Origin of the sequence: Streptomyces sp. NPDC059567 (assembly GCF_042735655.1) — a bacterium.
Taxonomy (GTDB): domain Bacteria; phylum Actinomycetota; class Actinomycetes; order Streptomycetales; family Streptomycetaceae; genus Streptomyces.
Genome location: NZ_JBHWBS010000001.1, coordinates 188,434 through 211,241, shown reverse-complemented (window position 1 = coordinate 211,241; position 22,808 = coordinate 188,434). Strand labels below are relative to the sequence as shown.

Here is a 22,808-nt window from a genome sequence, read left to right as displayed (position 1 = left end):
GCCGCTGGGAGCCGATTACGGCGTAGGACGTGTCCGTCCCGTCCAGCCCGCCGCGCCGACACAGGCTTCGTTGCCCTCGGGGTCGGCCAGCACCCAGTGCGACGGCGCGTGGGCGTCGGTCACCAGTCGGCCGCCGGCGGCGATCGCCGCGGCTATCCGCTTCTCGGCCAGGTCGTACGGCACCCAGACGTCGACGTGAACGCGGTTGCGCTGCGGGCGAGGCGCGTCCATCCGCTGGAAGTAGAACGGCGCCCCGCGGCGTCGCGGGTCGATCAGGTCCTCAGGGCTGTTCGCACGGTCCTCGTATCCGAGCAGGGCCCGCCAGAAGGCCACGACCTCCGGTCCGGCGAGTGCGTCGACGGTGACCTGCACGGTCTGCACGGCGGACGGGTCGGCGGGTATGCGCAGGGTGCGAGCCACCCCGGAGATCTGCCGCGCCAGCTCGACATCGCCCTCGGTCAGCCCGTAGTAGTCGCCCGCGATCGTGATCAGCCGCACCGTCACGCCCTGGAACCTCAGGTCGACGTCGGGGTGTCCCTCCCCGACACCAGGCAGCTCGCTGATCGCCCGTGCGAGCTCCGCACCTTCCGCGAGTGATCCGGTGCGGAAGTACGCGCACGCACCCTCGCCCAGCACGCGCCAGTCCTCCAGGCCCGCAGTCTCATGGAACTGCTGCGGCCTGATCCGCTCGGTCTTCGCCTCTCCATCAGTCATGCGCTCAGCCTAGAGCGCGGCACCGACAACGCCCTTCGTCCGCCCGGCACTTCCGGTGGATCCGTCGTCAGTCGGTGAGGGCCAGGCGCACGGCGAAGGCCGCGATGACCGTGCCCGTCACCCGGTCGAGGATCCTGCGGGCGCGCGGCTTGCGCAGCCAGGTGCCGAGGGCGGACGCGGAGGCGATCAGAACGGTCGACCAGATCATGCCGAGCGTGACGTGGACGGCCGTCAGCAGTAGCCCCATCGTGAAGTGAGGGGCGCCTTCGGGGATGAACTGGGGCAGGACGGCGACGTAGAAGACGCCCACCTTGGGGTTGAGAAGGTTGGTCACGGTCCCCTGACGCCAGCCGCCGGACAGCGTGTCGACCCCCGCGAGCTGCCGCTCCGGATCGATCTCCGCGCGCCGGCCGCGGAAGGTGTCGACGATCATGCGGCCGGCCATCCACAGCAGGTACGCGGCGCCGGCCCAGCGGAGGATCTCGTAGGCGAGGTGGGAGGCGGTCAGCAGCGCGGTCACCCCGAGCGAGGTCAGCGTGCCCCAGATGAGGGTGCCTGTCTGGATGCCCAGCACGACCCCCCAGGAACGGGTGCGTCGGCCGAGGGCCGCGGTACGCAGGACGAGGGCCGTGTCGAGGCCGGGGGTGAGCGTCAGGAGTCCGACGACCAGAGCGAAGGACCACAGCGCGGCGCTTATTGCCATGGACGGCCAGCATAGAGGGCGGCGGCGCGGCCCTTGCGGCGCGGTGGCCTGTTCATGCGCTGAGGCCCGAGCGCCCGTGGCGCATACGTACGCGGTATCCCCGCACCCCGCGGCCCGTGCGCGCCCTAGCGCGCGGCGAGTCGCTCCATCAGGGCGGCGCTGCGCGCCAGCACTTCGCGCTCCTCGCCGGTGAGTTCGAGCTCGATGGCCTGGGCGAGCCAGCCCGCCCTGCGGCCGCGCTCCGCCTCGAGAGCGGCCCGTCCCGCGGGGGAGAGCTCCACCAGGGACTTGCGGCCGTCCGTGGGATGCGCCCGGCGGACGACGAGCCCCTGCTCCATGAGCAGCCCGACCGAGCGGGCCATGGACTGGGGCCGGACGCGCTGGTCCGCCGCCAGATCGCTGGTGGTCATCGCCCCGTCGCGATCCAGGGTGCCGAGCACGGAGGCGTGGCCGAGCGGAATCCGGTCCTCGTGCTTCACGCGCCGCGTGAGCTTGCCCATCGCGGTACGAAGTTCGGTGGCGACGGCGGCGGGTTCCGGGGTGGGCATAGGGCACTTTAACCGGTGATGACCAGCGCAGCTGTGTGCCCTATCTGCACAGCCAAACTGAACAGCACAACTGAACAGCACAACTGAACAGCGAAACTGAACAGCATTGCTGTAGAGTCACCGGCGTCGCGGCACGCGCCATCGCTGTCGCAGCAGGGCCGCGGCGTGCGTCAACGCGAAGGACCTCCCATGGTTTCCACGGCAGTCGAGTCCACCGTCATCCAGTCCGTCACCGCCCGCAGGGTCCTCGACAGCCGGGGCAACCCCACCGTCGAGGCCGATGTCCTCCTCGCCGACGGATCCCTCGGCCGTGCCGCCGTCCCCTCCGGCGCCTCCACCGGCGCACGGGAAGCCGTCGAGCTGCGCGACGGGGACCCCGGGCGCTGACACGGCAAGGGCGTCGACCGTGCGGTCGCCCACGTCAACGACGACATCGCGTCAGCGGTCGTCGGGCGCGACGCCGGCGATCAGGCGGGGCTCGATGCCGCGCTCGTCGCGCTCGACGGCACGGCCGACAAGTCCCGGCTCGGCGCCAACGCGCTCCTCGGCGTCTCCCTCGCCGCCGCGAAGGCCGCCGCTGCGGCCCACCGTCAGCCGCTCTACCGCTACCTCGGCGGCGCCGACTCCCGCCTCCTCCCGCTGCCGATGATGAACATCGTCAACGGCGGCGCCCACGCCGACAACCCGCTGGACTTCCAGGAGTTCATGATCGCTCCGATCGGTGCGGAGACCTTCGCGGAAGCCGTCCGGATGGGCTCCGAGGTCTTCCATACGCTCCGTCGCGATCTGCTGTCTGCCGGGCACTCCACGGGCGTCGGCGACGAGGGCGGCTTCGCGCCCGCACTCCGCACCGCCGAGGAGGCGCTCGATTTCGTCATGACGGCCATCGAGCGCACCGGCTACCGGCCCGGCGCGGACATCGGCCTGGTCATGGACCCGGCCTCGTCGGAGTTCTTCCGGGACGGCACGTATGTGTACGTGGGCGAGGGTGTGCGCCGTACGCCCACCGAACACGCCGACTACCTGGCCAAGCTGATCGACGCGTACCCGATCGTCTCCGTCGAGGACCCGATGGCCGAGGACGACCTGGACGGCTGGCGGGAGCTCACCGCCCGCGTCGGCGACCGCTGCCAGCTCACCGGCGACGACGTGTTCTGCACCAACGAGGGTCTGCTGCGCGAGGGCATCCGCACCGGGGTCGGCAATTCGGTCCTGGTCAAGGTCAACCAGATCGGCACCCTGACCGAAGCCCTCGCCACGGTCGCCACCGCGCACCACGCGGGCTGGACCGTCGTCATGTCGCACCGTTCCGGCGAGACGGAGGACACCACCATCGCGGACCTGGCGGTGGCGACGGGCTGCGGCCAGATCAAGACCGGCTCGCTTTCCCGGTCGGACCGTACGGCGAAGTACAACCGACTCATCAGGATCGAAGAGGAGTTGGGCGCATCGGCGCGGTACGCGGGAGCAGCGGTGCTCGACCGTTCCTGACGGACGGGAACCAGGGTGTGCGGACGTCCCGCACCCGCGCGATCCGCAGGCGTACTGGCAGGCCCTCGGACCCGCCGACAAGGCCGCAGGCCGCTACGGCACCTCCGAGGTGACCACGGCACTCACCAGCAAGGACTGGCCCACGACCGCGGAGCGGCCGCGGCAACGCCTGCGCCACGCGCCACGCGCCACGCGCCACGTCGACGACTACCTCATCGCTCAGCAGGCGGTCCCGGACGGGACCGTCTGCTGAGCGAGTGGCGAGGGTGATCTACGGCGCCATCTCGTACGTGCCCGAGAGCGCCTCGACGCGCTGCCAGACCCGGCCCGAGCGGGCCTCGTCGACGACGGGGCGCCGAACGGCTCCCAGCGCCCAGAGCTGCTGCTGCTCGGTGGCGGAGTCCTTGCCGTGCAGCTCGACGGCGTGGGCGGAGAAGTCCCGCACGAGGACGGCGAACAGCTCGTCGAGGACGTCCTCGTCGAGGTCCGTCAGGCGCGCCTGCTCCAGGACCAGCTGGCCGTGGACCACGAGCGCGAACAGCTGGCCGACGGCGAGGAGGAGGTCGAGGTCGCGGCTCTGCTCCTCGTCGGGCGCGGCGGTGAGGACGAACTCGCACAGCGCGTCGGCCTGCTCGCGGAAGCGGGCCACGTTCGCCACTCCGGCGTACGCGTCGTAGGCGGTGCGCCAGTCGTGGAAGCGTACGGATCCCAGGCCGCGGGCCGGTCCCTGCTGGAAGAGGAAGGTGTCGTCGGCCTCGTCCAGGCGGGTCGGTACGGGCTCGTACGCGGCCGGGTCGAGCAGGTGGTTCCGCATGAACTTCAGGATCAGCGCCAGGTTGACGTGGACGGTGCCTTCAAGCTTCGGCAGGCCCCGGATCTCGATGGCGGCCTGGGCGAAGTAGTTGTCCTTCTCGAAGCCCTTGGCGGCGATGACGTCCCACATCAGGTCGATGACCTTCTCGCCCTCCGTGGTCACCTTCATCTTCGTCATCGGGTTGAAGAGGAGGTAGCGGCGGTCGTCGGGACCGGCGGTGCGGAAGTAGTCGACGGCGCGGTCGCTGAACAGCTTCATGCCGACCAGGCGGACGTACGCGTCGGTCAGCTCGCGGCGCACGTGCGGGAAGGCGGTGACGGGGCGGCCGTAGAGGATGCGGTTGTGGGCGTGGGTGACGGCCTCGTACATCGCGTGCTCGCAGATGCCGATGGAGGCCGTGCACAGGTTGAACTTGCCCACGTTGACGGTGTTGAGCGCGGCGTCGAAGGCGGCGCGGCCGGTGTGCAGGACGTCCTCGGGGGCTACGGGGTAGTCCTCCAGGCGGAACTCGCTGACGTACTTCGACGAGTCGACGACGTTCTTGACCAGGTGGTACGCCGGGTGACGGCTGTCGGCGGCGAAGAAGACGTACCCGTCGGGGCCTTCGACGTCCGTGCGGCGGCCGAAGACGGAGACGAGTCCGGCCGCGTTGCCGTTGCCGATGTAGTACTTCGATCCGGTGGCCCGGAAGCCGCCCGCGGCATCGGGCTCCAGCAGCATGTCGGTGGAGTAGATGTCGGCGCCGTGGGTCTTCTCGGAGAGGCCGAAGGCGAACACCTCGCCCTGGGAGAGGAGTTCCGCGGCGCGGGCGCGGGCGGCGGCGTTGTCGCTCTGCCAGACCGGGCCGAGGCCGAGGATGGTGACCTGCCAGGCGTACCAGTAGTCGAGCCCGTAGAAGCCGAGGATCTCGTTCAGGGCCGCGATGCGGGCGGTGTCCCAGCGCTTGTCCCGCTGCCCCTCGGCGGCGTCTGCGGAGGGCGTCAGGAAGGTCTCGAACAGCCCTTCCTTGGCGGAGAAGGCGAGGAAGTCCCCCAGCCAGGCACGGGTGCGGTAGTCCTCGATCAGCCGGCGCTTGCCGCGCTCCTCGAACCAGTCGACCGTGGCGCGCAGCAGTCGGCGGGTCTCGGGATCGAAGTGTGCCGGGTCGTAGGTGTGCGGGTTGAACAGCAGCGAGTCGGCCATGAGCTCCGTCTTTCGGTCCGATGGGGGTGCGGTGGTCGGTGGTCGTGAGGGCGCGGTGGTCGTGGCGGAGCGGGGGTTCAGCGCTCGGCAGCGAGCCGGTGGAGGGTGGTGAGGACGTCGTCGAGCCAGGCGAGCGTCATCCGCTCGTACGCGATGCCGCCGCGCAGCACGACGTGCTGGAGCTCCCGGCCGGCGTCGAGCGGGCCGGGAGCGGCGGGCGCCTCGGTGTCCGCCTCGGTGTCCGTATCCGGGAAGTCGCGTTCCTCGCCGGCGAGGTAGTGGGCGAGGCGCTCGGTGTGCGCACGCCGGTGCCGCTCGACTTCGTGGATCAGCGCGGCCGGGTCGTCGAAGGCCGCGCCCCGGATCTTCACGGCGAGGTCGTGCCGGATGCTCTCGGGCTCGATGGGCTCGTGGAGCCAGCTGGACAGCACGGCCTGTCCCAGGTCCGCGACGGTGTACTCCTTCTTGTCCGGACGGCCCTGCTGCGGCACGTCCCGGACGTCGACCCAGCCGTCGTTCTCCATCCGCTTGAGCACGCGGTAGATCTGCTGATGACTGGCGGTCCAGAAGTACCCGATGGACCGCTCGAAGCGCCGGGCCAGCTCGTAGCCGGACCCGGGCTTCTCCAGCAGGGACACAAGAATCGCGTGTTCGATCGCCACACCCGGAATCCTTCTATGCAACTCGTTGCATAGGCAAGCGCGACCGCCCGGGTGAGACGCGGCTCACCCGGCCGGCGCGGAGACACGCGGGGCGCCGACCGGGCCGCGTCCACGCGGCGGAGCATCGCGAGCCGGCTGGCCGTGCGGTCCGGATCGCGCAGGAGATCGGAGCCCTCGGACAGTCCGGCCAGCGGGTCGGCGCCGATCAGCCGGGCGGCTTGCGCTCCGGGTCAGCGGCGTTCGGCGGCCTTGTCGAGTTCCTCGTCGAGGGCCAGGGCCGCGGTGATGAGGGCGAGGTGGGTGAACGCCTGGGGGAAGTTGCCGAGTTGTTCGCCCGTCGGGCCGATCTCTTCGGCGAAGAGCCCGACGTGGTTGGCGTACGTCAGCATCTTGTCCATCGCGAAGCGGGCCTGGTCGAGACGGCCCGCCCGGGCCAGGGCCTCGACGTAGAGGAAGCTGCAGAGTGAGAAGGTGCCCTCGGAGCCGCGTAGACCGTCGGGGGACGCCTCGGGGTTGTAGCGGTAGACGAGGCTGTCCGTGACGAGTTCGCGGTCCATGGCGTCCAGGGTGGAGAGCCACGAGGGCGCCTTCGGGGAGATGAAGCCGACCACCGGCATGAGCAGCAGCGACGCGTCGAGCACCTCGCTGTCGTAGTGCTGGACGAATGCTTTGAGCCGGGGGTTCCAGCCCCGTTCCATCACCTGGTCGAGGATGGCGTCGCGCTGCTCGATCCAGCGGGAGAGGTCGGCGGGGCGGGCGTACTGGTTGGCGAGCCGAATGCCGCGGTCGAGGGCGACCCAGCACATCATCCGGCTGTACGTGAAGTGCTGGCGGCCGCCGCGGGTCTCCCAGATGCCCTCGTCGGGTCGGTCCCAGCTGTCGGCGAGCCAGTCGAGGAGCGCGGAGAACCCCTTCCAGGCTTCGTAGCCGGCCACTTCGGCCAGGTCCGCCGAGTGGGTCATGGCGTAGGCGAACTCGCCGTAGATGTCGAGCTGCAGCTGGTCGACCGCCCCGTTCCCCGCCCGGACGGGGGAGGAATCACGGTAGCCGGACAGGTGCCCCAGGATCTCCTCGGGCAGGTCGGGATCGCCGTCGATGCGGTACATGGTCTGCATCGGCTCACTGCCGGTCGCGCGCGGCATGCGGAAGCGTGCGCCGAGCCAGCGGCGGAAGGCGTCCGCCTCCTCGAAGTAGCCGAGGTCGAGCAGGACGCGCATCGAGAGGGACGCGTCGCGGATCCAGGTGTAGCGGTAGTCCCAGTTCCGTTCGCCGCCGATCTGCTCGGGCAGCCCCATGGTGGCGGCGGCGACCGGCGCGCCGGACGGGGCGTAGATGAGCAGCTTGAGGGTGATGGCCGAGCGGTTGACCATCTGTTGCCAGCGGCCCCGGTAGCGGCAGCGGTTGATCCACTGCTGCCAGAAGACGCGGGTCTCCTCCATGACCGCCTGCATCTCCGGTTCGGTGACCGGCGCGGGGACGGCTCCCGGTGCGGAGGTCTCCAGGAGGATTCCGGCCCGCTGGCCCTGCTGGAGGGTGACGGTGGTGTGGACGTCCTGGCCGTCGGCGTCCAGGGGGACGGTGCTCCGCAGGTGTACGTCGAGGTCGGGGCCGTGGAAGGTGGCGGCGTTGCCGTCGCGTGTGAGGGTGTGCGGGGCGCGTCCGTAGTCGAAGCGGGGCCGGCACTGCACGTCGAAGGTGAGGGTCCCGCGCACCACCCGCATGGCCCGCACCAGGCGGTGCCGGTCAGTGGGGACGTCCGGCCGGTCGTCCACCGGCATGAAGTCGACCACCTCGCCCACTCCCTCCGCGGTGAGGAACCGGGTGATCAGGATGGCCGTGTCGGGCAGGTAGAGCTGGCGGACGGTCACGTCCTCGTGGGTGGGGGTGATGGTGAAGTGGCCGCCGCGCTCCTGGTCGAGCAGGGAGGCGAAGATGCTCGGCGAGTCGAAGCGGGGCGCGCAGAACCAGTCCACGGCGCCCTCGGCGGAGATCAGGGCGGCGCTCTGCAGGTCACCGATCAGCCCGTGATCGGCGATCGGAGGGTAACCGGGCAAGAGGACCTCGATTCTCCCGCGTCTCCGGGCCTTCGGTGCCACTGCTCGTGTCCACGGAACCCGCCGGTGCCCGCCTCGGCAACGCGGATGGACCGACCGGACGAACAGCCCTGCCTCCGCAAGCCCGGTGCGCACCACCTTCCCCCCGATCCGACCAGTCGGTATGTTGCTCGCGACCGTCGAGCGCACCTGGAGGACGTCATGCCCGAACCCGAGCCGGCCCGTTCGCCCGAGCCCGCACCCGCGTCTGCGCCCACGCCGTCGATCGAAGGACACTGCGACCCTCGTTTCACCGCCGTACGGGAGGCCTTCGAGGCCAACTTCCGCACGAGGGACGAACTCGGGGCCGCGGTGACGGTCCAGGTCCATGGCGAGACCGTGGTCGACCTGTGGGGCGGCTGGGCGGACGGAGCCCGTACGCGGCGCTGGGATCACGACACCGTGGTCAACGTCTGGTCCACGACCAAGGGCGTCACCGCGCTCTGCGCTCATCTGCTGGTGGACCGCGGACTGCTCGACCTGGACGCGCCGGTCGCTTCCTACTGGCCCGAGTTCGGCGCCGCCGGCAAGGAGACACTGCCCGTCCGCCATCTCCTCTCCCACCGCGCGGGGCTGTCCGGTCTGCGCGAGCCGCTCACGCTCGACGAGTTCTACGACTGGGAGGTGACGACCGCCCGGCTCGCGGCGACGGAGCCGTGGTGGGAGCCCGGCACCCGCTCCGGCTACCACGCGATGACGTACGGCTTCCTGGTCGGCGAGGTGATCCGGCGCATCACCGGTCGCCTCACCGGCGACTTCCTCCGCGAGGAGATCACCGGACCGCTCGGCATCGACTTCACCATCGGCCTCCCGGAGAAGGAGGCGGTCCGGGTGGCCGAGCTGGTACACCCCCGAACGTCATCCGCGAGTGAACAGGCCGCTCTCTTCGCCCAGTTGGAGCCTGCCGCGCAAGCCGCCCTGGCCAATCCGCTCGTCGGTGCCGCCCAGGCCAACAGCCCCGAGTGGCGCGCCGCCGAGCTGCCCGCGGCCAACGGCCATGGAACGGCCCGGGCGGTCGCCGAGCTGTACGGCGTCTTCGCCGGGCGCGGCCGCTCCGGCGAGCGCCGGATCCTGTCCGAACAGGCCGCCGAACGGGCGCGCGAGGGCCAGGGATCCTGCCGGGACCTGGTCCTCGGCGCGGGGTTCGCTCACGACACGGAGTGCGCCCTCGGACTCTGGCTCAGCGGCCCCAACGGCTCCTACGGCCCCAATCCCCGAGCCTTCGGCCACGACGGCTTCGGTGGCTCCTGCGGCCTCGCGGACCCGGAGGCGGGGGTCTCCCTGGGGTACGTGATGAACCGCATGGGCCCCAACATCGCCGACGACCCTCGCAAGATGGCACTGGTCGAGGCGGTGTACGCGTCACTCTAGGGGCGGCGCCGACTCGCCCGGCCCTGGGCTGCGACGGGAACCGGACACCCGGCGGGCCCGGACGGAGGGGAACGATTACGGCATTGAGGGGCGTCCACACCTGTACCACAGGCCCGTGGACGCCCTCCCCTCCGCCACGGCCCGGCCCTCTCGCACCCCCGGTCCGAACGGAGGTCGCGGCCGGATCTGTGCGCCCGCTACCGCTCCGGCGAACGGCAGGGGCTCGGCCGGCTCGCGCGCCGGCGACGACGGCGCCCGGGGCGCGGGATCGCGGGCGCCGCGGTGGCTGAGCTGGCAAAACGGTATCTCTCCTTCCGCTTCCCCGCAGAGACTCGACACCACCAACCAAGCTCCCGCCACGACTCCCTGAAAGAACGTCAGCAAACTGCGGCAAGTGTTTGCACGACCCGTCCCCGCCCCACCCGCCACGGCAAGCGATCCAGGCACATACGGCACCGATGGAACTTTGGACCACATGGACGCGCGTAGATCGGCCGAAAGGCGTTCTTGCCGCCGAGGCCGCCCGGATTCGAGGATTCCTCCTGTCGAGCTTGACAGGTCCATGCCGGAGCACCCCTCGGTCCGGACCCGTCTGCCCGGCTCAAGGGATCGCCCACCCAGCGATTCCCCCCACTCCCCCACCGGAGGAATCTGTGAACCTCAAGCGCCTGTCCCCCCTCGGCGGCGTCGCGAAGGGCGCACGGCTCGTCGCCGTGGCCACCGCGCTGCTCGCCGCCTCAGCGCTTGCCGTCCCCACCTCGTCCGCGGCCACCACCGAGGACGCCCGGGCCACCACCGCCCAACTCGCCGTCGCCGACCAGGCCGTACGCGGAGCCGACGTGCCCGGCACCGCGTGGTACACCGACCAGGCGACCGGGAAGATCGTCCTCACCGCCGACTCCACCGTCTCCGCCGCCGAGATCGCCAAGATCAAGAAGGCCGCCGGTGACCGCGCCGACGCCCTGGAGATCAAGCGGACTCCCGGCACGTTCAACAAGCTCATCGCCGGCGGTCAGGCCATCTACGCCGGCGGCGGGCGCTGCTCGCTCGGCTTCAACGTCCGCAGCGGCTCGACCTACTACGCCCTCACCGCCGGTCACTGCACCAACATCGGCAGCACCTGGTACACCAACTCCGCCAACACCACGGTGCTCGGCACCCGCGCCGGCACGAGCTTCCCGACCAACGACTACGGCATCATCCGCCACTCCAACGCCTCGGCGGCGGACGGCCGGGTCTACCTGTACAACGGCAGCTACCGCGACATCACCGGCGCGGCCAACGCCTCCGTCGGCCAGTCGGTGCAGCGCAGCGGCAGCACCACCGGTCTGCACAGCGGGACGGTCACCGGTCTCAACGCGACCGTCAACTACGGCGGTGGCGACATCGTCTACGGTCTGATCCAGACCAACGTCTGCGCCGAGCCGGGTGACAGCGGCGGCGCGCTCTTCTCCGGCACCACCGCGCTCGGCCTCACCTCCGGCGGCAGCGGCAACTGCTCCAGCGGCGGCACCACGTTCTTCCAGCCGGTGACGGAGGCCCTGAGCGCGTACGGCGTGAGCGTCTTCTAGTTCGGAAGCGGGCGGATCGGCGGAGTCGGCGGACTCCGCAGGTCCTCCCCTCGGCACCCTGGCCGGCGGTCCCTTCGGGGGCCGCCGGCCTCTCCGCGCTCCGCCTGAGAGTCACGTGCCGCGACCGGTCGCCCGGTGGTGGCCGCCGATTCGGGGACCAGGGAGGCGATCCGGGCAGCGTCCTGGGGTGCGCAAGCGGTTCAGGCGGGGGATCGGGGCCGTCGCGGGCCCGCGACGGCCTCGGCGAGCAGCCGCCGGCCGGCGGGCGTGGTGAGGACGCCGCGCAGGGCCGTGTCCCGGACGGCTCGGGCGGGGGCCGCTCGCAGGGTCCACGCGCGCGTGGCGAGGTCGGTACGGGCGAGCACGCGCAGGGCGTCGGCGCGGCGGGCGCGGTGCCAGGCCGTGAGCGCGTCGGCCGCCGGGCGGCCGCCGTGGGCGGTCGCGTCGGGCAGGACGGCGGCGAGGGAGACGGCGTCCCGCAGGCCGAGGTTGAGTCCCTGCCCGCCGATCGGGCTGCACACATGCGCGGCGTCGCCGATCAGCACCACCCTCCGGTTCGCATGGTGCGCGGCGAGGCGCCGTTGCGTGCGGAACGTGCTCGTCCAGCGGCATTCGCGGACGGTCGCCGTCCATCCGCGGGCCGCCGCCTCGGCGGCGAGCCCCGCCGGGCCGTCCGCGCCTCCCCGAGCGAGGCCGTGCGGCAGGTGCAGCACCACGCGGGCCCACCCGTCGAGATGCATCGGAAGCACCACGAGAAGGCCGCGCGGCCCGCCGACCATGTGGACGCGCGTCGGGTCGAGCGAGGGATCCTCGACCCGCAGGTCGGCGAGCTGCCACAGGCCCGCATAGGTCCGGCCGCGAAACGCCGTACCGGCGAGGGCGCGCAGTGTGCTCGACGCTCCGTCGGCCGCCACCACCCAGCGGGCGCGCAGCGGGTCCAGGGCGTCCGACCGCACGGTCACACCGTCGGCGTCCTCGTCGATCGACCGGACGGGCACCGAGCGGTGCACACGGACACCCGCGCGCTCGGCCTCAGCGGCGAGCAGACCCTCCGTCGCACACTGCGGAACGGTCAGGATGTACGGGTACGGGGACGGCAGCCGTGACAGGTCGAAGCCGCCGAGCCTGCGCCCCCGCGCCCACATGTCCACCGTGTCCACACGCCGGCCCAGCGGATGCAGCGCGTCGGCCACACCGCTCGGGGTCAGGGCCTCCAGGGTCCGCGCATGCAGGTCCGTCGCGCGGGACTCGGTGACCGGTCCGGGACGGCGTTCGAGCACCACCACCCCGAGCCCCGCCCGCGCCAGCAACAGCGCAGCGCTCAGCCCGACCGGCCCCGCCCCCACGACCGCCACATCCGTGTCGACCCCCATGTCCGGCACTGTAGCCGGGACCTGTGCGTCGTCTCACTCCGCGGGGTTCCCGGGGCCGTCGCGCAGGTCTCCCCGTTCACCTTGAACACCAAGGGGAGTTGCCGCCCTTCGGGTCTCCTCTCACGACGCCGATCGGTAGACGCACAAGTCCCGCACCTCGTAGGACAGTTCCGTCGCATCGGAGTCGGGCGCGGGGTGGTAGCGGCCGGCGCAGACGGAGAGGTTGACGATCAAGTAGGCGTGCCAGGACGGGCCGACGCCCCGTCCGTCCGAGAAGACCTCGGCACCGTCGACCCACCACACCACGGAGCGGGCACCGAACTCGGTGCGCAGCCGCACCCAGCCACCGGGCCGGATGCCGGGGTCGCGGTGGTAGAGGTATCCGCCGCGGACACGGTTCGACAGCTCCAGGAGATCCGGGTTGTCCGGGTGGTACTCGAAGACGTCGATCTCCTGGCCGCCGTCCCGCCAGGTCCAGATCGCCGGCCAGGCGCCGTTCCCCTCCGGGAGCCGTACCCGCGCCTCCAGGACGTCACCGGCACGGACCTCGAAGCCCTCGGGGCTTCCCTCCGTCGTCAGGAGGCCCGCGTCCCACAGGCCGTCGCGGCGCCGGGTCGCCCGGAAGACGCCCGAGCGGCCGTAGGCGGGGTCCGCCACCAGGTGGTCCAGCTTGTTGTCCCGCGGGTTGACGGGGCCGCCGTCGGGATAGGCCCAGGAGCGGCCCGCCGTCCATTGCTCCGGCGAGGCGAAGTCGGCGGTGAAGACCGGCTCGGCGGCCGGAGGCGGTGTCGACATGGGCGGGCTCCCTGGTGTGCGACGGTGCGTGTGTCCCCCGGGAATCTGCCCACGCAAGCCCCCGATATCCGGAACCTCTCACTCACTGTCGTGAAGTCGTCACGCGAGGCGACGGGCGACCGGCCCTCGGGCGCCACGCAACGGCGGGGGTGGTGTACGAAGTCTCTGTGAACGAAAAGATCCAGGCCTCGACCGTCCGCGTGTTCATAGCGCTCGCGCCGCCCGACGAAGCGAAGGAAGAACTGGCCCAGGCGCTGCGACCCGCCTACGACGCGTACCCGACCATGCGGTGGAACCGCATCGAGGACTGGCACATCACCCTCGCGTTCCTCGGAGAGGTGCCCACCACCACCATTCCGCTCCTGCGGGAGCCGCTTGCCCGCCTCGCGGGGAGGCGGCGGCCTCTGCGCCTGGCACTGCGCGGGGCCGGATGCTTCGACGAGCGGGTGCTGTGGAGCGGGATCGACGGGGATCTCGAAGGGCTGCACCTGCTCGCCGCCGACGTCCGCGCCGTCGTCAAGGACTGCGGAATCCCCTTCGAGGACCGGCCTCTGCGCCCCCATCTGACGCTGGCGCGATCCCGCCGCGACGATCCCGCCGGAGTGGGGCAGGTCGCCGCCGGACTCGCCGGCTTCACCGGCCGCCCCTGGCCCGCCGAACGCCTGCACCTGGTCGGCAGCAACTTCGGCCGCGGCCCGGGTCCGATCCGCTACCGGGACATCGAAGCGTGGGACTTCACCGGCAGTCGGTGACACCCCCACGAGGGGAGGCGGCGGCGTCGATAGGGTTCGCCTGATCGACAGCCGGGGGCGCGCCCCGGGAAGGGGTGGGGCATGAGCGACACGACTCGGAACAGCGGTTCCTGGGACATCAGCGACACGCAGGGCGGCGTGCTGGCGGCACGCTGGTGGCAATGGGCGCTGTCGGCGCCCGACGACGTCAGCCCGGTCGCCGACAGGACCGGTCGACACGCGGGCTGGCAGCAGCCGGAGGATCTGTGGTTCCTGGCCGGCACCTACGGTGGCCGCGTGGTGCGCACGTGCGAGGTGCCCTCCGACCGCCCCGTCTTCTTTCCCGTGCTCAACATCCAGCACACGAAGCACCACTCGCGGAAGCCGCTGACCATGGACGTGGCGGAGGCGAAGGCGTTCCTCAACGGAGTACCGCTTCCGTTGCGGGAGTTCACCGCGCCGCTGTTCCGGGTGGGGCTGCGGATGCATCTCGCGTGGGGGATATGGGCGGGCATCGCTCCCCTGACACCGGGACAGTACGTCCTGGAGATCAAGGGCAGCACGACCGGCGGCTTCTGGATCGACACGACGTACCACCTCACCGCCGTACGCGGATAGCGTCAGCGGGCGACCGCGTTGCCGACGGAGCCCGCCGGGCAACCGCCGTAGCGGCAGCCGGGACGGGGCGCCCCCGGGAAGTCAGTCGACCGGCCAGGTGTGCGCCGGAGCGTTCAGATGCATGTACTCGATGTACTGCAGGGTCATCCGCCGCAGCGCCTGGTGCCGGTCCGCGTGGTCGATGCCGTGGATGTGGTGGAACATCTCGGACTGCCACACCGCGCCGTTACGGCCACTGACGCACCGCTGCTCGATGACCCCGAGCAACGGCTCCCTTCGGGCCGCCTCCATGCCCATCCGCTCGAGCCCGCGGTCCGCCAGCGGCAGCAGGCGCCTCAGCACCAGCTCGGTCACCGGAACCTCGCCCATCCCGGGCCAGTACACGTGCGCGTCGATGCCGTGGCGCGCGGCGGCGTGGAGGTTGTCCTCCGCGGCCGAGAAGGACATCCGTGACCACACGGGCCGGTCCTCGTCGACCAGGGCCTGGATCAGCCCGTAGTAGAAGGCGCCGTTCGCCAGCACGTCGGCCACTGTGGGACCCGCGGGCAGCACCCGGTTCTCCACCCGCAGATGCGGTACGCCGTCGACCACGGCATAGACGGGACGGTTCCAGCGGTAGACCGTCCCGTTGTGCAGGGTGAGCTCGGACAGTCCGGGGATGCCGCCGTCGGCGAGCGTCTTCTCCGGGTCCTCGTCGTCGCACAGGGGCAGCAGTGCCGGGAAGTAGCGGGCGTTCTCCTCGAAAAGGTCGAAGACGGAGTTGATCCACCGCTCGCCGAACCAGACCCGCGGCCGTACTCCCTGCACCTTGAGCTCGTCCGGCCGAGTGTCCGTGGCCTGCTCGAAGAGCGGGATGCGCGTCTCGCGCCACAGCTCCTTGGAGAACAGGAACGGAGAGTTCGCCGCCAGGGCGACCTGCACCCCCGCCACGGCCTGCGCGGCGTTCCAGTAGTCCGCGAACTCGTCCGGCGAGACCTGGAGGTGGAACTGGGTGCTGGTGCATGCGGCCTCCGGCGTGATCGTCTCCGCATGGGTCCGCAGCTTCTCCACCCCGTCCACCGAGATCAGCAGGTCCTCGCCCCGCGCGGCGAAGATCTGCTCGTTCAGCAGGTGGTACCGCGGATCCCCGGACAACGACTTCGGGCCCGCGTCCTTCAGCTCCAGCGTCGGCAGAATGCCGATCATGACCAGATGGGCACCGATCGCCGCGGCCTTCGCCTCGGCGTGGTTGAGCGCCTCGCGGATCTCCTGCTCCCAGGAGTCGGGACCGCCCGCGACCAGCCGCCGCGGCTCGATGTTGATCTCCAGATTGAACCGGCCCAGCTCGGTCGACCAGGTGGGATCCGCGATCGCCTCCAGGACTTCCGTACTGCGCATGGCGGGCTCGGCGGCGGCGTCCACGAGGTTCAGTTCGAGCTCCAGACCGACCTGCGGCCGCTCGAAGTCGAACCGCGACTCCCGCAGCATCGTCGCGAACACGTCGAGGCACGAGTGCACCTTGTTCCGGAACCGGCGACGGTCTTCACGGGTGAACTCCAGCGCCGGGACATCACGTCCCATCGGTCCTCCCGAGTCTCGTCGGCACGAACCAGCACCTTCAGCGTCCCACTCCGAGGGCGGCCCAACCACCGAAGCCGACGACAGCGGGCGCCGGAAGGTCCGGAGCCCGTGCGCGCCCCACCTCGCACCACCGTGACCTGCGGGTTTCCACGGTGTGGCAGCACGGGCGGACCGCTCGGGCGTAGGCTTCGCTCAGCATGGACACGGCGGGGCGGGGGCGGGGCGCATGACGGCTGGAACGGCGCGGAACTGGGGATCGACCCTCGATTCGGTCGTGGTGTACGCACAGGGCGCTCTCTGCCGCCGCCTGGCCCGGGGCAGCGTGCCGCCGGACGGCCGGGTGCGGGTGACGGGACTGCCCCGCTCGCTGGACCACGGCTCGCTGCGGGCGCGTGTCCTCGGCACCCCCGGGGGCCGCGTCACCGAGGCCCGGGTGGAGATCGAGGCCGGGCCGCTCGGCACCGGGACAGGCACGGGCACGCCCGACGAGTTGCGGCGCGAGGTCGAGCAGCTGCGCGACGCGCATGCGTCGGCGCGGGGACGCCGGGACCGGCAACTGAGCCTCATCGAGGAGGTCCGGGGTCTGCGCCCGGTGCCACCGCCCCGCGAGCCCGAGGACCCGCACCGCCGCACCCCGGTCGACGCGTGGCTGGAACTGGCCGACTTCGTCGACGAGCGGCTGACGGCCCTGCACAGCCGCCTCGTCGAGCTGGAGCAGGCGCTGCTCCACGCCGAGCACGAGCTCACCGTCGCCGCGGACAGGCTCGCCCGCGCCTCCACCGACGCACCGTCGCCGCATGTGGAGACCACGGTCTGCGCCGTCCTGACCCTCGACGGCACCGGTGACACGGAAGAGGTGGAGGTCGAGTTGGAGTACGGAGTGCCGGGCGCCGTCTGGGTGCCTGCCTACCGTCTCACCCACCGTCAGGGCGACGGCACCGGCCGTCTGGTGCTGCGTGCCTCGGTCGCCCAGCGCACCGGCGAGGACTGGACCGGGGTACGCATCGCCCTGGCCACCGCCGACCTCCGGCGCCGCACCGACCTGCCGAAGCTCCGCTCGATCCGGATCGGACGCCGTCAGCCCGCCCCCGCGCCTTCCGGCTGGCGCGAGCCTCCGGCGGGACTCGCCGACCTGTTCGCCGGGTACGCGTCGGCCGGCCCCCGCCCTGTCACGACCGCCGCACCGGCGGCTCCCCGGACCGGCTCCGGGCCCGGTCCGGTACCGCCGCCACCGCCACCACCCGCGCCACAGGGCTTCGGCGGGCCGCCCTCGGGGCTCCCGGTGCCGGGCAGCGCGTACGGCTCCTCCTCCGACACCTACGGGGGCGCGACTGCCGACCAGGCCCAGCCGGCTCCCGCACGGCCGGCCTACGGGGGACAGCCACCGGCCCCCGCCCGGCCGGCGGCCCCCGCCCAGCCTGGCGGCATGCCGCGCAGCCGCGGCTTCGCGGGTGCCCCGGCCCCCATGGCCCCCGCCGCCATGGCCCCGCCGGCTCCGGGCGCGGCCGCACCGCCACCCCCTCCGCCGCCGACCGGTCCGCCGCAGCCGAGCGGCGCCGAGCTGGACTACGCCGCCCTCGTCCTGAGCGGCCCCGACGAGCCCGGCGGTCGCCGAGGCCGGCTGTTTCCCGGATCGCACTCCGACGCGGGGGCGGCCGAGCACCGCCGCCGCGCGGAAGCGGTGGCCGCGCTGCCGCTGCCCGGGCATGCCGTACGGCCCCGCACGTCGGCGGGCTCCTTCGACCACCGCTTCGATGCCGCCGCCCGGGCCGACGTCCCGTCGGACGGCACCTGGCACACCGTCACCGTCGGGGAGATCCCGGTCGGTCTGCGCACCGAGTACCTCTGCGTGCCGTCCGTGGAGCCGACCGTCTACGCGACGCTGGTGCTCTCCAACGCCACCGACCAGGCTCTGCTGGCCGGCCCGGTGGAGGTCACCGTCGACGACGACTTCCTGCTGACCGCCGCGTTGCCCACGCTCGCCCCGGGTGGTGTCCGCCGAGTCGGGCTCGGGCCGGCCGAGGGCATCCGGGTGAGCCGCCGTACGAACGTCCACGAGTCGACCTCCGGCCTGCGCAACAACATCAGCGTGGTCGACCACCGCGTTCACGTGGAGCTGGCCAACGGGCTCGCGCGGCCCGTCACCGTCGAGGTCCGCGAGCGGGTGCCGGTCACCTCCGAACCTGACATCCGCATCGAGGAGCGCGCGGACTGGACGACACCCGCCGAGCGCCCCGGAACCGAGCACCGTGCCCCGGGCACCCGCGTCTGGCGGGTGGACCTGCCCGCCGGTGGCACCGCCGCCCTCGACGGTGGCTACGAGATCCGCATCCCGGCCGGCAAAGCCCTGGTCGGCGGCAACCGCAGGAGCTGAGACACGCCATGTCCACGGACTCGAAGCCGATCGCCGCGCCCATCCCGGCCCCCGTCACCGCCGTCACCTGCCTGGAGGATCGCGCCCAGGTCGAGCGCTCCGCCGTGCTCGACCTGGAGGCAGGCGTCCAGCGGCTGCGTCTCGGGCCGGTCACCGCGCTGGCGGTCGACCGCACGCTCCATGCCGAACTGACCGCCGATCACCCCGCGACCGTGCTCGACGTACGGATCGTCCGCGGCTGGACGCCGCGCGGGCCGGAGCCGTCACCGGACGAGGACTCCGCGCTGCGCCTTCGCGCGCATGCCCTCGATGAGGAGCGCTTCGCCCTGATGCAGCGCCGCGACCGGCTGTACACCCGTCTCGATCTCCTCGGCCGCCTCGCCGCCGATCTGCTGCGGGAGATCGGCGAGGGCGCCGGCTCGGGCGAGTCCGAAGGGCCGCGCTGGGCCGCCGAATTGGACCGGGTGGACGCCGAGCGCGACGCGCACGGCGAGCGACTCCGCACCGTGGAGGCCCGGCTGACCGCACTCGCCGCCGAACTCGGTGAGACTCAGCGGGCCATGGACCTCTCGGAAGAGGAGCCGGCCGAGCTGGTCGGCCATGTCGAGCTGACGGTGGAGGCCGCCGTCGCCGGGCCGGTCGGGCTGCGTCTGACCCATCTCGTCCCCTGCGCGCTGTGGCGGCCCGCCTACCGGGCCGTGCTCGACGGGGACTCGCTGACGCTGGAGACCGACGCGATGGTCTGGCAGCGTACGGGCGAGGACTGGTCGGACGTACGGCTGACGTTGTCGACGGCCCGGTCGGCGCTGGCCACCGAACCGCCGTCGCTGGGCGAGGACCGGCTGACGCTCAAGGACCGTACGGCCGCCGAGCGCCGCACGGTCGACGTCGAGGTGCGCGAGGAGGAGATCGGGGACCTCGGCCCGGTGCCGGTCCTCGGTCTGCCGGGGGTGGACGACGGCGGCGAGGCGCGGGTCCTGAAGTCCCCCGCCGTGGTCTCCGTGCCTGCGGACGGCCGCGCCCACCGGGTGCCGCTCTCCGTCTTCACCGCGCCCGCGAGCAGCGAGTACGCATGCTCGCCCGAGGTGTCTGCGCTGGTCACGCAGGTGGTGCGGTTCGACAACCGGTCCGGCCATGTGCTGCTCGCCGGGCCCGTGGACCTGGTCCGCGGCAGCGGGTTCAGCGGCCGCGGCACGCTGGACTTCACCACCCCCGGCGCCCCGGTCGAGCTCGCCTTCGGCAGCCGCGACGACCACCGGGTGGTACGGGAGACCGAGGAGGCCCGCGACTCCGCCGGGATCACGCAGCGGACGGTGGTCACCCGCACCGTCCGGCTGCACCTGTCCCGGTTCTCCGCCCCCGGGGAGCAGGGCGAGCGGGTCGTCGTCCTCCGGGAGCGGATCCCGGTCTCCGAGGTCTCGGCGGTGGAGGTGCGCCTGCGCAAGGAGGGCTGTTCCCCGGCACCCGACGTGGTCGACGCCGAAGGCATCGTCCGCTGGGACGTCGCCCTGCCGCCCGGCGGCCGGCGCACGGTCACCCTGGTGTACGAGCTGGTGGCGAGCGCCAAGGTCGCAGGAATCTGAGCCCCGCCCACGCTCAGCGGCGCGCACCGGCCGCACGGTCGGGGCACGGTCCACGCAGTCGCTCCAGCGGGTCGCTCATAGGATTTCAGCTTTCTCGTATCAATTTCCGGGGCGGAAGAGTCGTCGGCAATTGCGTCAGGTCCCCGACGACTTCGGATATCGACCGCTTGTTACGCGGTGCCGCCCTGCGTGTTCTCTTAGCGGTGCGGTCTGCGGTGCGCGACCATACGGACGCCGAGTCGCAGTGCTCGAAACCAGATTTGCAGACGACGTCACGAGCGAGCGGCCGGCAGACGGAAACACCGCGACAGGAAGAAGGACGGACGTGTCCGGCAGCGAAAGCGAGAACCCGGCAATCTCCTCCCCGGCCCCCACGGAGACCCGCCCCAAGACGAACCGGGACTGGTGGCCGAATCAGCTGGACCTTCAGGTCCTCCACCAGCACTCGCCGCAGTCCAGTCCGATGGACGAGGACTTCGACTACGCGGCGGAGTTCGCGACCCTGGATGTCGACGCGCTGAAGCGGGACGTCATGGAGGTGATGACGACGTCGCAGGACTGGTGGCCTGCCGACTACGGCCACTACGGTCCGCTCTTCATCCGGATGAGCTGGCATGCCGCGGGCACGTACCGCATCGAGGACGGCCGGGGTGGTGGCGGCTCCGGCGCTCAGCGTTTCGCCCCGCTCAACAGCTGGCCGGACAACGCAAGTCTCGACAAGGCTCGCCGCCTGCTCTGGCCCGTGAAGCAGAAGTACGGCCGGAAGATCTCCTGGGCCGATCTTCTGGTTTTCGCCGGCAACTGTGCCATGGATTCCATGGGGTTCAAGACGTTCGGTTTCGGTTTCGGGCGGCCGGACATCTGGGAACCCGAGGAGATCTTCTGGGGGCCCGAGGACACGTGGCTCGGAGATGAGCGCTACAGCGGCGAGAGGGAACTCTCCGGTCCTTTCGGAGCCGTGCAGATGGGACTGATCTACGTCAATCCTGAGGGGCCGAACGGAAATCCGGATCCGATCGCCGCCGCCCGGGACATTCGCGAGACGTTCGCGCGTATGGCGATGAACGACGAGGAGACGGTCGCGCTCATCGTCGGCGGCCACACGTTCGGCAAGTGCCATGGCGCGGTCGATCCCGAATACATCGGTCCGGAGCCCGAGGCCGCTCCCATCGAGCAACAGGCCATCGGCTGGCTGAACTCGTACGGCAGCGGCAAGGGCGTCGACACCCTCACCAGCGGTCTCGAGGGCGCGTGGACCACGGAGCCGACGAAGTGGGACAACGGGTACCTGGACAATCTGTTCCGGTACGAGTGGGAGCTGACGACGAGCCCGGCCGGCGCGCACCAGTGGACTCCCACGGATCCCGCGGCCCAGGGCACGGTGCCCGATGCCCATGATCCGTCGAAGAGGCACGCTCCCATGATGCTGACGACGGACCTCTCGCTGAAGCTGGACCCGGTCTACGGTCCGATCTCGAAGAGCTTCCACGAGAACCCTGACCGGCTGGCGGAGGCGTTCGCCAAGGCGTGGTACAAGCTGCTGCACCGTGACATGGGACCCCTCTCGCGCTATCTCGGCCCGTGGATTCCCGAGCCCCAGCTGTGGCAGGACCCGGTCCCCGCGGTCGATCACGAGCTGGTCGGGGACGCGGAGACCGCCGACCTCAAGAGGAGGATCCTCGCCTCGGACCTGTCCGTCTCCCAGCTGGTCACGGCCGCTTGGGCGTCCGCGGCGAGCTTCCGCGGCACCGACAAGCGGGGCGGTGCCAACGGCGCGCGGATCCGGCTGGCGCCACAGAAGGACTGGGAGGTCAACGACCTCCCGGAGGTGGCCGAGGTGGTGCGGACCCTCGATCAGATCCGGCAGGCCTTCAACGACTCCCAGGCCGGCGGAGTGAAGGTCTCGCTCGCCGACCTGATCGTCCTGGGCGGCTGCGCGGCCGTCGAGCAGGCCGCGAAGAACGCCGGGCACGCCATCACGGTCCCGTTCTCCCCGGGGCGTACGGACGCCTCTCAGGAGCAGACCGATGTGGAGACGTTCGCCGTGCTCGAACCGAGGGCGGACGGGTTCCGCAACTACCTCCGGGCGGGCGAGAAGCTGCCGCCGGAGACTCTCCTGCTGGACCGCGCCAACCTGTTGACGCTGACCGCTCCCGAGATGACGGTTCTGATCGGCGGGATGCGGGCCCTGGGGACCGGCTTCAAGCAGTCCCGGCACGGCGTGTTCACCGACCGGCCCGAGACGCTCACCAACGACTTCTTCGTGAACCTGCTCGACATGGACACGGAGTGGAAGGCGTCGACCGCGACGGAGAACGTGTTCGAGGGCCGGAATCGCGCGACGGGAGAGGTCAAGTGGACCGCCACCGCCGTCGACCTCGTCTTCGGTTCGAACTCCCAGCTCCGGGCCCTGTCGGAGGTGTACGCCTCGGACGACGCGGGAGAGAAGCTCGTCCGTGACTTCGTGGCGGCCTGGGACAAGGTGATGAACCTGGATCGGTTCGACCTGTCCTGACTCCGCTGTCCCGGGGGGGCGGTGCGGCGGCCGTCCCGGGCCCCTGCCACCCTGCGGCCCGGCCCCCCCACTCACCCACCGGCGCGGGCTGTACCCCCCGGTGGCCCGGG

The 22,808-nt window shown here is 71.6% G+C and carries 17 protein-coding genes and 1 pseudogene; 9 read left to right on the top strand and 9 right to left on the bottom strand.

Features of this window, described 5'->3' with window-relative positions:
• Positions 1-15 precede the first annotated feature (15 nt).
• From ACFVZW_RS00880 to ACFVZW_RS00870, 3 genes are all read right to left on the bottom strand, one after another.
• The gene (locus tag ACFVZW_RS00880; RefSeq protein ID WP_384514754.1) at positions 16-714 is read right to left on the bottom strand and encodes a VOC family protein; all 699 of its coding nucleotides are present in this window, start codon (positions 712-714) and stop codon (positions 16-18) included.
• Between the two features lie 67 nt (positions 715-781).
• Complete coding sequence (locus ACFVZW_RS00875) at positions 782-1,417, bottom strand: LysE family translocator (protein WP_384514751.1); 636 nt, start codon at positions 1,415-1,417, stop codon at positions 782-784.
• 125 nt (positions 1,418-1,542) lie between these two features.
• Entirely contained in the window at positions 1,543-1,965 is a 423-nt protein-coding gene (locus ACFVZW_RS00870; RefSeq protein ID WP_383547452.1) for a MarR family winged helix-turn-helix transcriptional regulator, read from the bottom strand.
• A 189-nt stretch (positions 1,966-2,154) separates the two neighbouring features.
• Here ACFVZW_RS00870 and eno point away from each other — a divergent pair.
• Positions 2,155-3,456, top strand: a pseudogene (gene eno / locus ACFVZW_RS00865) (phosphopyruvate hydratase).
• A 109-nt stretch (positions 3,457-3,565) separates the two neighbouring features.
• Positions 3,566-3,709, top strand: a complete 144-nt coding sequence (locus ACFVZW_RS00860) for a hypothetical protein (RefSeq protein ID WP_384514749.1) — start codon at positions 3,566-3,568, stop codon at positions 3,707-3,709.
• An 18-nt stretch (positions 3,710-3,727) separates the two neighbouring features.
• Here the strand turns inward: ACFVZW_RS00860 and ACFVZW_RS00855 are convergent, their stop codons facing one another.
• The 3 genes from ACFVZW_RS00855 to ACFVZW_RS00845 form a co-directional block, all read right to left on the bottom strand.
• On the bottom strand, positions 3,728-5,452 hold the full coding sequence (locus tag ACFVZW_RS00855; RefSeq protein WP_384514747.1) for an acyl-CoA dehydrogenase family protein: 1,725 nt from the start codon (positions 5,450-5,452) through the stop codon (positions 3,728-3,730).
• Between the two features lie 77 nt (positions 5,453-5,529).
• Positions 5,530-6,114 (bottom strand): PadR family transcriptional regulator, encoded by a 585-nt coding sequence (locus ACFVZW_RS00850; RefSeq protein ID WP_384514745.1) that lies wholly within the window; start codon positions 6,112-6,114, stop codon positions 5,530-5,532.
• 230 nt (positions 6,115-6,344) lie between these two features.
• Positions 6,345-8,168: a glycoside hydrolase family 15 protein gene (locus tag ACFVZW_RS00845; RefSeq protein ID WP_384514742.1), complete on the bottom strand. Its 1,824-nt coding sequence runs from the start codon at positions 8,166-8,168 to the stop codon at positions 6,345-6,347.
• A 201-nt stretch (positions 8,169-8,369) separates the two neighbouring features.
• On the opposite strand from ACFVZW_RS00845, the gene ACFVZW_RS00840 reads away from it, so the two are divergent.
• Entirely contained in the window at positions 8,370-9,578 is a 1,209-nt protein-coding gene (locus ACFVZW_RS00840) for a serine hydrolase domain-containing protein (RefSeq protein WP_384514740.1), read from the top strand.
• 653 nt (positions 9,579-10,231) lie between these two features.
• Entirely contained in the window at positions 10,232-11,149 is a 918-nt protein-coding gene (locus ACFVZW_RS00835) for a S1 family peptidase (RefSeq protein ID WP_384514737.1), read from the top strand.
• 200 nt (positions 11,150-11,349) lie between these two features.
• Here the strand turns inward: ACFVZW_RS00835 and ACFVZW_RS00830 are convergent, their stop codons facing one another.
• Together ACFVZW_RS00830 and ACFVZW_RS00825 are read right to left on the bottom strand one after the other, a co-directional pair.
• Entirely contained in the window at positions 11,350-12,522 is a 1,173-nt protein-coding gene (locus ACFVZW_RS00830) for an FAD-dependent oxidoreductase (RefSeq protein ID WP_384514735.1), read from the bottom strand.
• A 120-nt stretch (positions 12,523-12,642) separates the two neighbouring features.
• Positions 12,643-13,317, bottom strand: coding sequence for a beta-glucanase (locus tag ACFVZW_RS00825; protein WP_384514732.1), 675 nt, complete (start codon positions 13,315-13,317; stop codon positions 12,643-12,645).
• 167 nt (positions 13,318-13,484) lie between these two features.
• On the opposite strand from ACFVZW_RS00825, the gene thpR reads away from it, so the two are divergent.
• A complete protein-coding gene (thpR, locus tag ACFVZW_RS00820) occupies positions 13,485-14,069 on the top strand; it encodes an RNA 2',3'-cyclic phosphodiesterase (protein ID WP_384514729.1) in 585 nt (194 codons plus the stop codon).
• Positions 14,070-14,150: 81 nt separating this feature from the next.
• Positions 14,151-14,666, top strand: a complete 516-nt coding sequence (locus tag ACFVZW_RS00815; RefSeq protein ID WP_384514726.1) for a hypothetical protein — start codon at positions 14,151-14,153, stop codon at positions 14,664-14,666.
• An 81-nt stretch (positions 14,667-14,747) separates the two neighbouring features.
• Here the strand turns inward: ACFVZW_RS00815 and ACFVZW_RS00810 are convergent, their stop codons facing one another.
• The gene (locus ACFVZW_RS00810; protein ID WP_384514723.1) at positions 14,748-16,226 is read right to left on the bottom strand and encodes a glutamate--cysteine ligase; all 1,479 of its coding nucleotides are present in this window, start codon (positions 16,224-16,226) and stop codon (positions 14,748-14,750) included.
• A 226-nt stretch (positions 16,227-16,452) separates the two neighbouring features.
• Between ACFVZW_RS00810 and ACFVZW_RS00805 the strand changes: the two genes are divergently transcribed.
• The 3 genes from ACFVZW_RS00805 to katG all read left to right on the top strand — a co-directional run bounded on the left by ACFVZW_RS00805 (position 16,453) and on the right by katG (position 22,698).
• Entirely contained in the window at positions 16,453-18,600 is a 2,148-nt protein-coding gene (locus ACFVZW_RS00805; protein WP_384514721.1) for a DUF4139 domain-containing protein, read from the top strand.
• Between the two features lie 8 nt (positions 18,601-18,608).
• Entirely contained in the window at positions 18,609-20,183 is a 1,575-nt protein-coding gene (locus ACFVZW_RS00800) for a DUF4139 domain-containing protein (protein WP_384514718.1), read from the top strand.
• Between the two features lie 325 nt (positions 20,184-20,508).
• Positions 20,509-22,698 (top strand): catalase/peroxidase HPI, encoded by a 2,190-nt coding sequence (gene katG / locus ACFVZW_RS00795; RefSeq protein WP_384514715.1) that lies wholly within the window; start codon positions 20,509-20,511, stop codon positions 22,696-22,698.
• Positions 22,699-22,808 lie beyond the last annotated feature (110 nt).

What these genes read in the sequence shown, in the direction of transcription:
- ACFVZW_RS00880 (WP_384514754.1), bottom strand. Translation starts at nt 714, where the DNA reads ATGACTGATGGAGAGGCGAAGACCGAGCGGATCAGGCCGCAGCAGTTC.
- ACFVZW_RS00875 (WP_384514751.1), bottom strand. Translation starts at nt 1,417, where the DNA reads ATGGCAATAAGCGCCGCGCTGTGGTCCTTCGCTCTGGTCGTCGGACTC.
- ACFVZW_RS00870 (WP_383547452.1), bottom strand. Translation starts at nt 1,965, where the DNA reads ATGCCCACCCCGGAACCCGCCGCCGTCGCCACCGAACTTCGTACCGCG.
- ACFVZW_RS00855 (WP_384514747.1), bottom strand. Translation starts at nt 5,452, where the DNA reads ATGGCCGACTCGCTGCTGTTCAACCCGCACACCTACGACCCGGCACAC.
- ACFVZW_RS00840 (WP_384514740.1), top strand. Translation starts at nt 8,370, where the DNA reads ATGCCCGAACCCGAGCCGGCCCGTTCGCCCGAGCCCGCACCCGCGTCT.
- ACFVZW_RS00830 (WP_384514735.1), bottom strand. Translation starts at nt 12,522, where the DNA reads ATGGGGGTCGACACGGATGTGGCGGTCGTGGGGGCGGGGCCGGTCGGG.
- ACFVZW_RS00825 (WP_384514732.1), bottom strand. Translation starts at nt 13,317, where the DNA reads ATGTCGACACCGCCTCCGGCCGCCGAGCCGGTCTTCACCGCCGACTTC.
- ACFVZW_RS00815 (WP_384514726.1), top strand. Translation starts at nt 14,151, where the DNA reads ATGAGCGACACGACTCGGAACAGCGGTTCCTGGGACATCAGCGACACG.
- ACFVZW_RS00810 (WP_384514723.1), bottom strand. Translation starts at nt 16,226, where the DNA reads ATGGGACGTGATGTCCCGGCGCTGGAGTTCACCCGTGAAGACCGTCGC.
- ACFVZW_RS00805 (WP_384514721.1), top strand. Translation starts at nt 16,453, where the DNA reads ATGACGGCTGGAACGGCGCGGAACTGGGGATCGACCCTCGATTCGGTC.
- ACFVZW_RS00800 (WP_384514718.1), top strand. Translation starts at nt 18,609, where the DNA reads ATGTCCACGGACTCGAAGCCGATCGCCGCGCCCATCCCGGCCCCCGTC.